Below are 16,871 nucleotides of genomic sequence, written 5' to 3' on the forward strand. Positions count from 1 at the left end.
GATGGCCGGGCGATCAGTGCTCCCGCTCGGCGGCCTCCTCCTCGTCCATGGAGTAGTCCAGACCGGTGGCGTCATCGTTAACGATGATCATCAGACAATCGGTACAGACCATGAAGTCGTCGTCGATGATGTCCACTCCTATACACCCCCAGTTGATATGCGATCTAAGTATGATCATCGCATCCTGTCGGTCAATCCCTTTATCAGCCCGCTCATCTTCTCTTTCGCCCCAGACTCCTTGACCCGCTCGGAGGCCTGCCCCCAGAGATTGCCGGCCATGTCTCGCGCCTTGCCAGCGGCATATTCCCTATGTTGGCCATCGAGCAGGTTGGCAAGCTCTGGGCGATGCTTGATACGGGCGACCACGGCGTGCAGCTCAGGCTGGTAAATTGCAGGATGCACGCCGCACATGGCCATCTCTCGTAGTGTGTCGGTCAGTCGCTGTTCCGGCAGCGGGCGATCTGCCAGGTCTAACGCTTGCAAGCGCCCCTGACACTCCTGGGCAAAGTCGCGGTCATCCTGGAGCCGCCAGCGGAGGTAGTCTCCGGCCAAGTTATTGGGCACTGCTTCGAGCTTCTCATCCAGCTGGCGCTGCTTGCGAGTCAGCGATTCCAGCAGCTTGGCCTGCAGGGCAGAAAGCTCTTGATGCGCCTGTGACTCCCATTCCCGATGTGCCTGGCTCTTGACCTTCTGGCGCAGCAGCTCGCTCACTCTGGTCGTCAGCATCTGGGACATTACCGGTGCACCAGCCCCGAACACCCAGGCACCCGCGGGGCCGAACATCATCATGCCGACGCCGGCCCCCACCACGGAACCGCTGCCCGCCAGCCCCATGCGCACCATCCCATCCAGCATGATCTGCTCGATGGCCTGTTTTCCGGTCAGTTGCCCACGACGGTAGGCAACCAGGCCCCTGACCGCACTGATCGAACCAGCAAAGCTGATGACGCTGGGGTTGAGAATCTCGACGCCCGTGCTCAAAGAGTCTCGGGTTACCTGCTCCACCAGCTCATTGCTCAGCCCATCGACGAAGAAAACCTTGTCGGCCCACTCTGGAGGGATCTGGTCGACCAGTTCGGTATTGGCAATGACCGGGTAGTCGTAACGCTGGAAGTGCTCCCGCAGACCGCCAAGGGTGGTATGGAACTTGACCTGGAACTCCTGGCCATCCACCAGCAGATCCCAACCTGGCTCATTGGCCGCATCAGGGAAGCTGACAGTATGGCCCGCCGCGGACAACTGAGCCGCGACGGCCTTCTCGGCCACATACCCCTTGAGCTGGCTGACGCCACCGAGTATCGCCCTGTCGCTACCATCGAGGATCTGCTCTGCCATCTCTGCAATGCTAAGGCCGACACCGATATCGGCGGCCCGGGAAAAATCGGCAGCAGCAATGACGGTCGGATCGACGGCAGCAACCGAGTAGAGCACATCGCCGGCAGTCAGGGTCGCCATGGCAGCCGCGGCCTGCTTCTCGCCACTCTGCTGAGTCTCGCCAGACAGGCGGGAGCCGAGCGGTGAGGCCTCCTCGGCATGCTGCCGGATGGGCTGGGCCATGGCATCGAGCACGTCGTCAGGCGGTACATCCGCGGAGCGAGTGGGAAGCCTGGAGAGCCATTGCCACTCATCGCGATATCGCTTCAGTTCCTTGGCACTGACACCTTCGCCGACCGGCAGGCCAGCTGCCTGAGAGAAACAGCGCCTGGCGCTCTCCATGCCTGAGCCGCCGCAGAGCTTGCCCTGCAGGGTCAGCATGGCCATGACCCTGGCGGCCACCGCGACCCTAACCTTCTCGTTCGCCGAACGAAAGAACCACCAGCTGCCGCCTCCCGCCACCCCGAGAACGGTGATAGGGTTGGACATGACCGAGACAAAGGAGACAAGGCCAGGACCGCTGACCAAGGGAATGAAGGCCGAGGCCTGGGCGGCCAGGATGTAGGCAGAGAAACCCGCTGCACTGACGCTGATACCGAAACCACTCAGAGATCCGACTAGAAGCAGAGCATTTCGAAATGCCGCGTCGTTGCGGCGATTGGCCTGGGTATCATCGAGAAGACGGTCATGGTTCTCGCCACTCAGCTCATTGAGCGATGCGATCGCCTGTCTCAGTATCTCGTGCCGCTGATCTTGAGTCGGCGGCGACGCCTCCTCCATCAGCGCCTGCTCAAGCAGTTCGTCCAGGATCGGCATCACCACATCATCCAGGGTAGTGGCGTGTTGGCCCTTGGCAAACCAGCCGCGCTGATGGAGCCAGCGGCGCCCAGAGTTGACCAGCCCGGGAGGATCCAGCACATGGATCAGCCGAGCGGCCATGTCGTCAGCCAGAAAGCCGCAGCCCCGGAACGAGGTGGTCAGCCTTGGAGAAAGGCCCAGAGCAACTCTGAGGCGTGCCCACAGCAGCAGGCGCAGCAAGTCATCGCTGTAATTTGAGTCCAGCCAGTAGTGTTGCCTCTCGCCAAGCTCCCGGCCAGCCTCCTCGACCTCGGGTGCCGGCAGTCGAGGCAAGTCGTGACGGTCGGAGCCCTCTAGCCATTGCTCGACCTGATGGCCCAAACGCTTGGCTAGCCCCTCCATGCGCTCGATCGCCTGCTCGTGGAGCGTTTCGAGACGACGCTTCCACCGACTGTCGTCGAAGAGCGCCAGGCAGGTGGCAATCAGCTCGCGATTGGCACCGCCGAGTCCAGCCAGAAGGTCAGTCGGCGACAGGGAAACCTCATGATGAGTGGGCTGACGATCCTTCATGCGCCCTCCGGGCTGAGACAGTGATGACCTTGAGTATGGCGAAGGAAGTGCTTTGATGCAGACTGTTCAGCCTTTTATCTGCTCCACACCCACCGTCTTCTCCGTCCCCACCTCGTAGCCGCTGACCAGCACGTAACGGCTGCCGGGGCGGTGGTTGGCCCACTTGCCGCGGTAGAAGCGGGCGTCACGTAGCTGCCGCCAGTAGGGCGACACCGAGTGCGGCGCGGTCATGGCCACCCGTAACTCCCGGTCCTCGCGGTCGATACCGATGTGGGCGAAGGGCACGTCCTTCCTGCCGTCCGGATGCTTGTTCTTCATCCAGTCCGGCACGCCGCTCGACAGCGCCTCAGGATAGGCAGACAGGTACATGCCAAGCGACAGCACATACCGCACCACCTCGCGCAGGATCATGCCCTCCTCGTCCGCCAGCCTTGTCGACCGACCGCCGGCATGCTCGATGGCCTCGCGATTGATGAAGTCGGTGATCTGGCTGGGCTTGAAGGCGCCGCGCAGCATGGTGGGATTGAGGCTCGGCTTGTCGTCAAGTGGGTTGTGGATGGCGACGATCAGCCAGGGATCGCCGATGCCTTTCATGTCCACGCCATGCGGATTGCCGTGTGCCTTCAGGAAGGTTTCGTAGCGGCCGGGCAACTCGGTCGAATCCACCCAGGCGACCAGGGCACCGTCGACCTGATGGCCATGGAACGTCTGCCTGGCCGGGAACGACAGCGTGCTGAACTCCCAGGGCCACGACCAGGCGTCGCCCTGAACCTTGCTGAGCTGCACCGTCTGCAGCCACTCCGACAGCGACGGCTCCGGCACCACCACCCTGCCCTCGCGGCCGTGGTGCCACTCGAGCATCAGGATCTCGCCGTTTATGGAATGCACCACCTGCTCGTCGTGCAACATCTCGTCGAAGATCTCGGCCTCGACCTTGGGCTTCTTCGGCAGGCCCATCATCTTCATCACCGAGCGCACGTAGCGGCGGGTGAAGCTGGGGTAGTGGCGGTAGGTGGTCGGATACATTGGCGTCTCATCGAGGCGTGAACGATGGCGTCAGGGTACACCACCACCAGGCCTGGGCAATGACGCAGACGCCGGCGAAGCCGGGGGCGGGTTGGGAGCGGCGCCAGATTATGCGACGTCAACTACGTTGACCGGTCGGCCAGAGTAATTGTCGCTCTATAGCCAGATAGCACGTGTCCGCGGCGAGGGTGGCACGAAGTATAAGTGGGTTACCGCTGATAATTCTTTTTCGGCTTCAGCAACGACTTTCAGGCCGCCTTGAGTAGCTAATAAAACCTAGCAGGCGGGTTAACCGACTGCCAGGGAAAAATCAAGCCAATTTTTCAAAACCAGTTATATATTTTTATGTTATCCGAAGTTACCCACAAGCCTGATGATTCAGGAATATACACTTTTCCCGACCACATCCAGCAGCTTGGCGTAGTCCGTCACTACGTCATACTTTACCTTGTCCTCTATGACCTGCCGACTGATCTTATCGAAAAACTTGCGCGCACACTCGATCTTGGTTTTCTCGATCTCGCGCAGTTTCATGGACGACATGGTACCTTTGGTTTCGGCGACGAAGTAGATGTGCCTCACGCTACCAGCCCGGAAGGAAATTGCCCAGTCCGGGTTGTAATCGCCCACTGGGGTAGGAATCAGGAAGCCTCGCGGCAGTTTAGCATAGACTACCACTTCACTGCTGACATCCAGCTCCTGGACAAAGCGTCGCTCGACATCGGAATCGGTAATGGCATAGTCGTAGACGTGATTTTGCAGCTTCTGCGTAGCGCGAGAAAAGTCCTGACCGGCCTGGTTGGCAGTGAAGACATCTACGTCGTAACGCTCGTCTACTTCATCGTAGGCCAGGCGCTCGATAACCATGGCGGCTTTCTGCTCAGTGATCAGCCGTGATGCCTCGGCAATGAAGTGCTCCGGGTTCTGCCGGAACTGATTGAACACAGCCGGCTGTATCCCCTGCAGAATCCTGGCGGTAGTCTGGCGGGTCAGCTTGACACTCTCGGCCACCTTGCCCAATAGGTCATACCGGACTAGCGAGTGAATAGAGTCACCCCACTCGGTTTTGGTCTCTTCTACCTTGAAGCCATCCCCTTTACGCAGTTGTTCATCGGTCAGGCCATCCTGCTGAATGCCTTTCTGGACGGTGTACTGCAACGGGGTTACTCGCAGGCTATCGTCGAGTTCTGCAATGCATTTACTTACCAGCTCGTCGGAGTCAAACTCGACGCGGTATACCGATTTACGATTGATTCGTTGCCACAGCGCCTGAAACTCCTTCTTATCGAAATTGGCGTTTAGGGGGTTAGTTTTCGGCTTGCGGCCATCTTCCGGCTTTGGCATCTGAGCCTCACTATATACGCTGTCTATCAAATCGAAAACTTGATCAGCATAGGGTTGCAGCTCGGTCGGCAGTGCGGCCAGACTGCCTTCTTTTTTGGCCTGATGATAAAGGTCAGCGATATGATCCGCATCGTCGGTATAGTCGTTCTTCACCAAGTAGCGGTATATCTGCTTGGCCATGGCAGCGGTCACGTCTACCGGGCCTTGCTCGGTCGTCAGCTGCTTGCCGGTGAAGTAGGCTTCGGTCGCCTGTCGTGGTCGTGCGCTCAGTGCTTCACTGATCTCCTGCTGCAAGCCGGCAACAAAATTCTTGTAGCTCTCACTCGCAATCACAGTGAGTACGTTGATGTTGTGCACCACGGCAGGGTTATCCATGCGGTCGCCGTGCTGGTCCACCGACAAGCGTAACCCGCGCCCCACCTCCTGGCGGCGTGAGATGGTGTTGTCACTGTGCTTGAGCATGCACATGACGAAGACATTTGGATTATCCCAGCCCTCACGCAGGGCCGAGTGGGAGAAGATGAACCTCACCTTCCGTTTCGCACTGGTTTCTGCATCATCTGAAGCCCTGTGAAGCGCCAACAGGCTCTCTTTGTCCTTCAAAATCAGATCGTAAGCATCAACGTCTTGAGACACAGGAACACGGTGCCCAGTCTCGGCATCCTTTTCCTGTCTGATATTACCATCAATGTCCCGCCCGGTCTTTTTGTCGATGGAGAAGTAACCGCTGTGCGTGGTTGCCGAGTCAATACTATCCAGATACTTCCTGTAGGCCTCATTATCGATGGCCAACTCGGACAAGTATTCGTCTTTCAGTAGCTGATATTCCTGCTCAAAAATACGCGCATACTCACCTTTCTCATCAGGCTGATCGTAATCGCGATACTTTGCCACCTCGTCGATAAAGAAAAGCGACAGCACCTTGATACCCTGACCAAACAACTGCTTCTCGCGGTCTAGGTGGGCTTTGATGGTCTCGCGGATCTGGATGCGGCGAACATCACGCTCGGACACGTTACCGTTGGCTTCACCAGCTTTCAGTACCAACCCGTTGGTAAACTCTACGGTGTCGGAGGTGGCGTCGATCTGGCTGATGGTGAAGCCGTCACGATACTGGTCCAGCTCACCTGACTCGGAAAACAAATCATTCCGAAACTGCAAGCGGCGCAGTTGGCGTTTTATCTCACCAGTCTTTAGTCTTACTTCCAGCTCGATGCGGGCGACCGGAGCCTTCTTGGAAATATCGATACCTTCCAGATACAGGTAGGCATTGGTGCCAGCCAGGCCACGCGTCTGGATTCCGCGCACGGAGATCTTTTTGACCAGCTTTTGGTTGTATGCATCCAGTGCATCCAGGCGGTGAATCCGGTTGTGCTGGGTACGGTGGGTGGCCGAGTAGCGCAGAATCATCAGCGGTTTGAACCGCGGCAAGGCCTCCATAGTGGCTTTGCCCTCCATCTTCTGCGGTTCATCGAGAATCAGAATCGGCCGGTTGGCGGCAATCACATCAATCGGCTTGCGCGACTGGAAGTCATCCAGCTCGTCATAGATACGCCGGTTATCCGCTCCACGGGCATTGAACGCCTGGATATTCATCACCATCACGTTGATGCCAGCATCGGACGAAAAGCTCTCCAGCTCATGCAGCCGCTTGGAGTTGTAGATAAAAAATCGCGCCTTCTTGCCGTAGCTTTCGGTAAAGTGCTCCGCCGTAATCTGCAGGGACTTAAACACCCCTTCACGGATGGCGATGGAGGGCACCATGATGATGAACTTGCTCCAGCCATAGCGCTTGTTCATCTCGAAGATAGTCTTGATGTAGCAGTAGGTCTTGCCGGTGCCGGTCTCCATCTCCACGTCCAGGTGGATGCGCGTAGCCGCCAGAGCGTCCTTCTTGTAGGCCGCCTTGACAGGCACCCGGTTACCCTTGTTGTCGTAGGTAGTGAACTCGGTTAGCGACGTTGCAACCGGCAGGTTCTGGCGGCGCTGGACGGCCTGGATGTTCTCCAGCACCTGGGCTTCGCTGAGTGCCAGGTCAGCGTTCTTGAAGCCCTCTTCGTCAAAGGCTCTGGCCTGTGAACGCTGGCCAGGATCGATCCTGTAGGTCAGGCCATCGAGCAGAGGTTGACCGGCAAAGCAGTCCACCACGGACTCTACGGCATGGGTCTGGTAGGCTTGAGTTTTAAACTTCAGCTTCATGGCAATCTCTTTCTGCATTCTTTCTGCATATGCACGGAATGACCTGCTTGCAGAAAGTAGTATGTGTTTGATTCTTATAGGACCTGACTGCTTGTGGCACTCTATTCATTCTGCAAGCTTCCATTCAGGCTTGCCTCGAGAGCCCGCATTAAGAATGCGTCCGCGTCGCCTCAGTTTGGTCAACAGGTTGCCGATCTTGCGCTGCTTCTGATCCGGGGTCAGTGCATCGCTAAGCTTGTCGACCAGCAATTTGTCGATGTCGGCACGGCTGGCCTGACCTGACTGTTGCAGATAGTCGGTGATCAGCTTGGCGTAAAACTCATCGTCTTGGGCGCGGGTACGGATGTAGTCCGCCATGTTTCCGGTTGCCTTGGCCACACTGGCTGACACATGGAACCGAGGCTTACGTCCCTCAATCAGCCCCGCGCGCTTCAAGCGGCTCACCGCCTCATCTGGAATCGGCAGCTTTTTCTGCACCCGGTCCAGGGCCAGCACATCCGCCAGCGGCAGGTCGGTTTTCTGGATCAACAGCCGGCTATAGGCCGGGTCAACCACGCTGCCGTAGATGGTCAGCCTAACCGCCCCGGACTCTGCCAGGTCGTAGTCCGGCATGGGGAAGTACCGCTTCGCCTGGCGGGCGTACATATCGTGAATGCCGTAACCCATGGTGTCGATCATGTTCAGCTCGGCCATGGCCTGGGCCAGGAAGGGGTTTCGGTAGCGGCGTGGTATGCGATTGCCTTCCAGATAGTCACTTGGTGCACCATCGAAAAAATTGCCCTCGTTTTCAAATACCAGGCGGTCGGGCTGCTCTATCACCACTACGCGGCCATTGCGAGTGTAGTCTTGGTGGGCAATGCAGTTATGCAGGGCCTCCAACACAATCTTCTGATCGTACTTGGAGACCTCAATGGGCAGCAGCTCATCCTGAGGTAATAAGCGCAGCTGGATGTTGCGAATGCGCTGATACAGCTGAGTTGTGGTCAACAGAAACGGCGGTGCAAAGTGCTGGTAGGCCCGTTCGGCTCCCTCCAGCTTCCAGGTCAACTGTGCCGGGTGGGGTGACAGGTGCCAGACCGACTCGGGCTTACCTAGCAGCAACAACGCAGTGCGGGTGATCCGGCCGCTCTGGGTGAGTCGTGCCCGGTCCAGGAAGGTCGTCAATGGCCAGCCCATGACTTCATCGGCACTGAAGCGGTTGGCATACTTCTGGGCAAAGGCTTCCCGTGCCCTAGCCAGCGCCGCCTCGTCTAGGTCGGCCAGGCTGGCAGCCGGCACCAGCTGCGCGCTCCAGTCCTGCGCCAGGGTCTGCTGACGAATCTCGTCCAGCTTGTCCAGGCCCAGGGAGCCCAGGCTTTCACCGGCACGGGCGTGATAGTGCCCCTTCCAAGCAATGGGGATGCCCCGCGGCGCTGCGGGAATCTCAAACAGCAACACCCGTCCGTCTGCATGCTGCAATTCATGGATGTCGCGGAAGGTGACGCTGGGCTCGGTGCCTTGCGCCACCTGCTGCTTCAGACCATGCATACGCTCCGGCTCTTCCCGGTAGTTGGTGCCCACCACGCCACGGGTTTTGTTGCTAACACCAAAGACCAGCCAGGCACGCTCCTGCCCGCGCAGATTGGCTTCGTTGCTGAGGGCCGAAAAGTACTCACCAATCTTGTTGGTGTCGTAATCGTTGCCGGCCTGCTTGAACTCCACTATCTCGTTTTCCCAGGTGCTGATCAGGGCCTCAAGCAACGCATTCAGGGCTGGCTGGTCCATGCCACGACTCCTCAGAGGCTTCTGACTTCGGTGCTGGGGGACAGCTGACGGAAGATCTGCTCGACATTGATCTTCACGGCGTCCGAAACAAACCCATTATCGCGGAACACCACACGCAGCGGCTCATGCCTGGCCAGCTCCTTGACCAGTTCCTCGCTGATATCCGTATCAAAGCAAGCCATCAGTGCATTGTCGTCGACGAAGAACACCGTCTTACCCTGTAGGATTTCGCTGTGAATAGGCAGTGTGAGATCGACTCCCCAATCAACCAGCACCTGGAACAAAAGATCCTCGGAGGTGCGGTCGGGCTTAACGTTATCTATCGCTTCAAGCAGATCACCCTGGGATAGCTCATCGGGTCGATAATAGATTTCCTTCATATTCGAGGTATCGACCTTGAGCACACGGAAGCCGACATCGCGGTTCCAATCGGGATGGCAGTTACCATTGAGAATCTTTTGCCCGGCGCGGCGGATACGCTCTTTTGTGATTTCGACAATTGTTGAGAAACCAGCCTTATGAGCTTCGGAGACAGCCGGCGTAGGTTCGGCAATTTGAGATAGAATGAACTTACGGTTACCACCATCTTCAGCATTTTGAGCTAATACTGCATGCCCAGTTGTGCCCGACCCGGAAAAGAAATCAAGAACGAGCGAGTCCCTGCGAGTTGCCATTCGGATCAACTCTCTTAGTGTATCAACAGACTTAGGAGACTGAAAAATCTTTTCACGGGTTTCAAATAAATCGTTGAATGCTGATTGTCCTTTCTCAGTATGGAAAATCTTGTCTAACCAAATGGATTTAACCTGCTTAGTCGCTTCTCCGTTTTCACCTTCGGCATAATTCTTACGAAAAATCTTCCATGCGCCTTTTACTTTTCTTGCGACCACTTCGTCTAACTGAGCTCTCGCTTTATCCGCCCCCCAAGTCCAACACCCCTCAAACCCATCATCCCAGTCTGGATACACCGGCTGACGGTCTTGTCCAGGATCAAGTGAAGCCAGGCCATTGTCACTTACGTGAAATGGGTAGTATAGGTTTCGACGGTTGTGCTTACCAAACTCTCTATGAGTATTTCGAAGCTCAAGTTCACGATACCGTCCCCGCTCGTCTTTCAGCTTGTAGTTTGCTGCAACTTCTTCATCAGATTTTGGGGCATTTACCGCACCTTTTGGTAGCTGTTGCTTAGAGTATCCGACCAGATACTCATGGCAGTTGGCAACATACTTGTCCTGAGATCGCCCTTTCGGGTTACAGAGGACGGTGATCTGAAAAAGAAAATTATTTTCTCCGAAGACTTCATCAAACACCTTACGGAGATTTGATATTTCATTCTCATCAATTGACGTAACAATAACCCCATCATCTACCAAAAGATTACGAGCAACTCTAGCACGAGAATAAATCATATCCAGCCAGTCCGAGTGGAAGCGACCATTACTATTCAAATTGGCAACAAGTCGCTCTCCTGAACCCGCCACTTGGTTCGACTTGACAAGATAGCTATCGGGACTCTCGCCAAAATCGTCCTCATAAACAAAATCGTTTCCGGTATTATAAGGAGGATCAATATAGATAAAATCTATTGACCCAAGGTAAGTCTCTTGAAGCAATTTTAATGACTCAAGATTGTCACCCTCGAGAAGCAAGTTTCGTGTTGATTCGAACGCAACACTTTGTTGTATTGAGGGCCTTAGTGTCATTGCGACCGGGGCATTTGCCAGAGCTAGTGCTGCTCTCTTACCCGGCCAATCCAACCGATACCGCTCCTTCGGCCCCTCAACAATTGAATCGCTCAGTTCCTGCCGCAGCTGATCAAAATCCACCGCCAAGCGTACTTTTCCCGTGGCTTCATCTCGAACCTCTGTCACACAACCGGGAAAAAGCTCTCGAATCTTAGCGATATTGTTTTGGCTCAGATCAGGGCTGTGCATTTTCAGTTTTTCCATGGCCTTATTTATCTCCGGACCTCTGCGGTCGTGATCAGGTGTCATAGTCGGCAATTTTCTCGCGGATCGAGCGCAGCTCGGCGTTGATCTCGACCTTGCGGTTGAACTGTTTCGTGTTGCGCAGGCGCTTTTCGAGGGTGGCAGCGTCCTTCTTGAGAGCTTCCAAGGCCCTCAAGCGCTCCAGCTGATCCGGTAAGGCTTCGCCCTGTCGAGCCGGCGCTGGAAGCAGGCTGCGCAGCAGCTGCTGGTAGAGCTGTTTCAGGTCGATGGCCGTTGGCAGCGGTTGCCGGGGCGACTCGGCTGGCAGCCAGTCGCTGCTGGCGTAGTGGTCATCCAGCACCCATTTGCTGGGGTCGGCCTGGCTGGGCCGCTTGTAGGCGGCGGTGACACGGATGCTGTGGGTGCCGTGTAGCTCGAACAGGGTCGGAAAGGGAATGGCGCGGTCGATGGCCCGCAGCACGTCTCGGTGCAAGTCCTCGCCCTTGAGGGTGATCACGAAGACCTGCAGCTCCGGCACCTCGTCGGTGCCTGGCAGGTTGAGCGTGCTATGAGCTAGCTTGGCATGCCAGGTGATCTGGGCGACGTCGTCCCGCAGGCGCTCCCTGAGCTTGGCGGTGGCCCGCACATGCGCCAGTATGCGCTGCTTGGCCACCACACGGCCGAGCAGCGTCTTGGCGGGGTACTGGTAGAGCGGTGCCGTCATGGTGCTTTATTCTCGCTTTCCCTGCTGGCCGCATGGCGCTCCGTACCCGTGCCTGTGTCTATGGCCGAGCCCGCCTCACGAATGACGATGAAGGTGATCAGCTCGAAGTCGTCGAGCCCTTCAATGGTATCGACCAGCGCCGTGGTCTCGCCACCGCTGAACAGGCTATCGATGTCCTTGTCCTCCTTCACCTCGATCATCGAGCGGATGGCCTGATCCAGTAACGCCGAATAGTCGTGCATTTCCCGGCCGTCTTGAGTTTCCTCGTTGAAGGCACGATAGACGGCTTCGACGGGGGCGCTCAGCCCCTTGCAGGCGGTGCGGGCCAGGTCGAGCAGGCGCTTGACCTCGGTGTAGTCGCTGATCACCTCGCCGGTGTGGCTGATGTAGACCAGATAGAAGGGGTGCAAACGGTTCTGCTGCTGCAAGCCTCTGCCTTGGTGGCCTACCCGCTGATTGAGGTTGCGCAGTGTGAAGATGACCCCGGGCTGCAGGCCCTTCTCGGGGCGGGCCGGCACGACGGTATGCAGGCCGTTCGGGATGCGGCTCAGGTCGCCGTTCTCCTTCATGTAGCCCAGCAGGTCCATGCGGAATTCATTCAGGCCCAGATCGGTGATCGACACGCCGGACTTGAGGTCTTCCATCTCCACCACTTCGTCCTGCATCCGCCGCAGCTGCTCGCGGCGGTAGGCGACGTCGTTGGACTGGGCGTTGAGCACGTTATCGTCGCCGGTAGCGGTGACATCGGCGATCACCATGCGGTTCTCGACGCGCTCCTTGAGATTGATGTACTCGTCCAGGCTGATGTCCGGCCAGTAGTTGACCAGCTGGATGCTGGTGTTGGGCGAGCCGATGCGGTCGATGCGCCCGAAGCGCTGGATGATGCGCACCGGGTTCCAGTGGATGTCGTAGTTGATCAGGGTGTCGCAGTCCTGCAGGTTCTGGCCTTCCGAGATGCAGTCGGTGCCGATCAGGATGTCCAGCTCGCGGGCCTCTCCAGGGTACACCATGTCCTTGCTCTTGGCCTGTGGGGCGAACAGCGTCAGCAGGCCCTGGAAGTCGTAGTGCTGGCGGCTGCCCGGCATGGCGCCAATGGTCGATTTCGGGGCAGCACTGCCGGTCACCAGGCCGGTGTGCACGCCATGGCTCTCCAGCAGGCCAGGCGCCAGGTTGTCGTAGAGGTACTTGGCGGTGTCTGCGAAGGCGGTGAAGATCATCACCTTGCGGTTGCCCGGATTGATCGGCGAGGCCAGCTTGCTGGCGATCTGCGTCTTGAGGTGCTGCAGCTTGGCATCGTCGGCCGGGGTAACCTTGGCCATTTCCTCCAGCAGCAGTTCAATCCACACCAGGTCGGTGCTCAGGTCATGCTCCCAGGACGGCAGGTCCATGTCCTCCAGGCTGATCTGGACCTTCTTGCCCACCGTGGTATCGCCCGGCATGGGAATGCTGTCGTCGTCGGGGTCGGCGTCTTCGAAGGACGCGGTGATATCCGCGAAGTTCTCCGAACGGCCGGACTTCTTGAAGGCCTCGATCTTCTCCAGGATGACGGTATGGCTGTTTCTCAGACCCTCCAGGGTCAGCCGAAACGAGGCAACAGAGCTCTCCAGGCGCTTGAGCAGGTTGGTCGTCATCAGCGCCTGCAGGCTCTTCTCCCGGTCCACCTGCTTGAAGCTACCGCCCCCGCTGGACACCTCGGTGTCGTACATCTCCTCGTACTTCTTGAGGCGGCTGGGCAGGATGTAGCTGATCGGGGCGTAGACCGAGAGCTTGAGCTGGGAGAGTTGCTGGAAGATCTCGTTGAAGCCGATGACATCGGTTCGGTGAGTAAGCGGGCAGTGAAACGAGAGCGGCTTGCGGCGCTCCGGGAAGCTGCCGATATCGCTGGTGTCGTAGAAGGTTTCGATATGCCGGCGTGAGCGGGCGATGGTGACGCTATCCAGCAGCTCGAAGAAGTCGAAGTCCAGCGCCTGCAGGATGGCCCCCGTGGTGCGCTTCTCCGGCGGGAGGGCCGACCACTCGTTGAAGGTGGCCTGGGCACGTCGGAAGGTGCCCTCGATGTCCTGGGCGCCGCTGAGGTGGCGAGTCAAGTTCTCGGCTTCGCCTTCATAGGCCAAGGCCAGCTGGTTCTTGAGGTCGTTGAAGCGGTTGTTGACCGGCGTGGCCGAGAGCATCAGCACCTTGGTCTTCACCCCGGCACGGATGACCTGGTTCATCAGCCTTTGGTAACGGGTCTCGCGATCCTTGTAGACGTCGTTGTTGCGGAAGTTGTGGGATTCGTCGATCACTACCAGGTCGTAATTGCCCCAGTTGACGCGATCCAGCGGCATGCCGAAGGACTCCCCTCGGGTACGCTGCAGGTCGGTATGGCACAGCACGTCGTAGTTCAGGCGGTCCTGGGCCAGGACGTTGGTGGTCAGGTTGCGGTTGTAGGTCAGCCAGTTGTCGGCGAGCTTCTTCGGGCACAACACCAAAACGGAGCGGTTTCGCAACTCGTAGTACTTGATGACCGCCAAGGCGGTGAAGGTCTTCCCGAGCCCCACGCTGTCGGCCAGGATGCAGCCGTTGTAGGTCTCCAGCTTGTTGATGACGCCGGTGGCCGCGTCGCGCTGGAAGTTGAACAGCTTCTGCCAGATAACGCTGTCCTGGTAGCCGGTGCGGTCGTTGGGCAGCACGTCCTCGCTGATGTCTTCCAGGAACTCGTGGAAGATGTGGTAGAGCATCAGGAAGTAGATCCGCTCCGGCGGGTTCTCGCGGTAGACCGAGGCGATATGCTCGCGCAACCGTTCGGTGACGTCCTCGAGCTTCTCCTCGTCCTGCCACAGCTGGTCGAAGAGGGCCATGAACTGAGAGGTGTGGCCGGGCTCGCTGAAGCGGGTGACGAAGTTGGAGACCGCGTTACCCTGCTGGTAGCCCAGATCCACCGCCGTGAAGCCCTGCAGGGGCATGTAGACGGTGTCGCCACCTGAGGCTGCAACGCCAGCGAAAGGCTGCATGGCGGCCTGGCCACGGTTGGAGCGGAAGCGGGCCTTGCGGCGCATCCAGTCGGCGCACTCGCGGGCGATGGCCCGCTGGGTCAGCTTGTTCTTGAGCTGGATCTCGAACTCGCTACCGTGAACGCTGCGCTCGCGCTCCGCCTTGGGGATGTGGAACTCCCGGTGCTCCTTGCGGAACTTGTCGCTGGCCTGGTCCGGCACGAAGGTTGGCGAAGTGAAGATGAACTCGACCGAGTCCAGCGCCTCCAGCTGTTCCTTGAGCGCCTCGTAGGCGTAGATCGAGAAGCAGGAGGCGGCAATCTTGAGCCGAGCACCGGAGCGCAGGGTGTCCTTCAAATCGTCGCCGAGCAGCCGGCTGACGTTGTCGATGATCTCCATTATGCGGCTCCCTGCAGTTCCCTGGCCGCCTCTGTGGCGGTCTCGTCGTCCTGGTTAAGCAATGACCTCAAGCTTATATCACGGGGTTAGCATCATGAAGCGCAGCGGCTTGGTCATCGACGCAACGCTTACCACCCTTCACACCAGCTTGAACGGCTCGATGTCGCGGAAGATGCCGGTCTTGGTCATGTGGCGGCGCAGCGTGAAGGCCTCCATGGCAGCCACGGGGTCAACCTGATCCAGCTGGTCGAAGTGGATCTTTCCCCACTGCTCGCGGGTGACTTTCACGCTGTATAGGTACTGATCGCGCTCGCCACCGGTGGCAGGGTCATTGACCTGTCGATAGCCGGAGACGCGCGCCTCCTGCACGGCGGGCAGGCGGGCGAAGATTGCCCCCAGTACGCGGAAGGCGATGCCGTGAACATGATCGCGGTAGAGTTTGCGCTGCCGGGTGTCGCTGAGCTCGCGCAGGGTGAGCTTTACCTGCTTGGCCGGCATGGTCCAGTAGCGGTCAGGCATTTCCTCCTCGCCGGGCAAGTCAATGTCGACGGCAATGGTGCTGATATCGCTGCCGAGGTCGAAGTCGATGACGGTTTCGCGGGGCCAGTCGATCTCCTCCAGACGCTCACGCAGGGTCTGCTCCATGGCGTCGAGGTCATGCCAAACCTCCTCGCTCTCACGCTGGTGGCGAGTAAATTCCATGGCATCATGCTCGGACTTGCGCGATTCCCATCCGCGGTAGGCTTCATTGAACGCCGCCAGGCTTCGACGGTTCTCCTCCTCCAGGTGGCGCTTGGCCGGCGGCCACAGAAAGTGCCACCAATCAGGCTGCTGTTGTTGCGGATGTGGGGGCGGAGCTTGGGTGAATTCCTGCGTGGTATATCCGTTCTTGCGCGGATGCGGGGTTTCCTCGTGCAACTGACCCAGACGATCAAGATCCGCGTTGAGACGTTCACAGTGACGCTCCAGCTGCTCACGCAGCGACTCCCTGGCATGGCGTCGTAGCACGCGAGCCTCGTCATCGCTCATCGGCGTGTTGTCGCCATGGATGTAGTGAATGCCACCCTCTGCATCAATCTTGAGTCGCACAGAGAGCGATTCACCTTGTGCCAATAGCGCCTCAAGAGCGGCGGCAGGTCTGGAGCGACCGCTGACAGTACCTGAGCGCGCGCTGGCAGGACGTGCCTTGGTATTCAGCTTCTGCCGATAGGCCAAGCCGGTGCCGGGAATCCCCGCATGGCCGTGCACGCCACTCGGCCCCATGCTGAGGCTGGCACCCCGCGGGCCGACCGAGAGACCCAGGCCCCGCTTGCTCAGATTGAGCCGAATTCCCGGGGCAAGCGTTATACGGCGCTGGAAGCGAAAGCTCACGGCGACCTCCTTGTCGGTAGATGCAGACAGTACAGCAGTGTAGCGGCTTCAAAAGGGGGGAGGCAGGTATCCATGTGCGCCAGGGACATGAATTGCCATCTCTGCAGGAAAATGCGAGGCGTCTGATCCAGTCGGCTGAAAACATTGGCCGCTGATCGATCAAACGCAGGGGGCGGCGCCTCTCGCCAACTAGAAATGACGCGGGAAGATTTACAAGGGCATCCGCTACCATGAGTCCAGTTCCGTTATGCTTGACGCTGCCTACTCATGGCCCTCCACCCACACGAACCTGTCGATATCCAGCTCGCTCTCTCCATCCCAGCGGTAGGCACAGAGTTTGGGTGTTTCCCCGGGTTCGAACTCCCGGCCGGCGATGCTGTAGTCGAGGCAGGCGATGTGCGG

At 58.4% G+C, this 16,871-nt stretch carries 9 protein-coding genes; all 9 read right to left on the bottom strand.

Translation table 11 applies throughout. The annotated features are described in order from the left end of the window. Positions 1-13 precede the first annotated feature (13 nt). The 9 genes from OP498_RS10620 to OP498_RS10660 all read right to left on the bottom strand — a co-directional run bounded on the left by OP498_RS10620 (position 14) and on the right by OP498_RS10660 (position 16,469). Positions 14-178, bottom strand: coding sequence for a hypothetical protein (locus tag OP498_RS10620; RefSeq protein WP_280553448.1), 165 nt, complete (start codon positions 176-178; stop codon positions 14-16). Further along, the gene (locus tag OP498_RS10625) at positions 175-2,742 is read right to left on the bottom strand and encodes a hypothetical protein (protein ID WP_280553450.1); all 2,568 of its coding nucleotides are present in this window, start codon (positions 2,740-2,742) and stop codon (positions 175-177) included. The genes OP498_RS10620 and OP498_RS10625 overlap by 4 nt, the downstream gene beginning before the upstream one ends. A gap of 66 nt (positions 2,743-2,808) precedes the next feature. Further along, positions 2,809-3,768: a hypothetical protein gene (locus OP498_RS10630; protein WP_280553452.1), complete on the bottom strand. Its 960-nt coding sequence runs from the start codon at positions 3,766-3,768 to the stop codon at positions 2,809-2,811. Positions 3,769-4,146: 378 nt separating this feature from the next. Beyond that, a complete protein-coding gene (locus OP498_RS10635; protein WP_280553453.1) occupies positions 4,147-7,311 on the bottom strand; it encodes a DEAD/DEAH box helicase family protein in 3,165 nt (1,054 codons plus the stop codon). Positions 7,312-7,416: 105 nt separating this feature from the next. After that, positions 7,417-9,075: an RNA-binding domain-containing protein gene (locus OP498_RS10640; RefSeq protein WP_280553454.1), complete on the bottom strand. Its 1,659-nt coding sequence runs from the start codon at positions 9,073-9,075 to the stop codon at positions 7,417-7,419. 11 nt (positions 9,076-9,086) lie between these two features. Further along, a complete protein-coding gene (locus tag OP498_RS10645) occupies positions 9,087-11,024 on the bottom strand; it encodes a site-specific DNA-methyltransferase (RefSeq protein WP_280553455.1) in 1,938 nt (645 codons plus the stop codon). A gap of 34 nt (positions 11,025-11,058) precedes the next feature. Further along, positions 11,059-11,727, bottom strand: a complete 669-nt coding sequence (locus OP498_RS10650; protein WP_280553456.1) for a DUF4391 domain-containing protein — start codon at positions 11,725-11,727, stop codon at positions 11,059-11,061. Next, positions 11,724-15,098, bottom strand: a complete 3,375-nt coding sequence (locus OP498_RS10655; protein ID WP_280553457.1) for a helicase-related protein — start codon at positions 15,096-15,098, stop codon at positions 11,724-11,726. Before OP498_RS10655 ends, OP498_RS10650 begins: the two co-directional genes overlap by 4 nt. A 138-nt stretch (positions 15,099-15,236) precedes the next feature. Beyond that, positions 15,237-16,469, bottom strand: coding sequence for a DUF4236 domain-containing protein (locus OP498_RS10660; protein WP_280553459.1), 1,233 nt, complete (start codon positions 16,467-16,469; stop codon positions 15,237-15,239). Positions 16,470-16,871: the final 402 nt, after the last annotated feature.

It is taken from the genome of Halomonas sp. 25-S5 (assembly GCF_029889845.1).
Lineage (GTDB): Bacteria > Pseudomonadota > Gammaproteobacteria > Pseudomonadales > Halomonadaceae > Halomonas.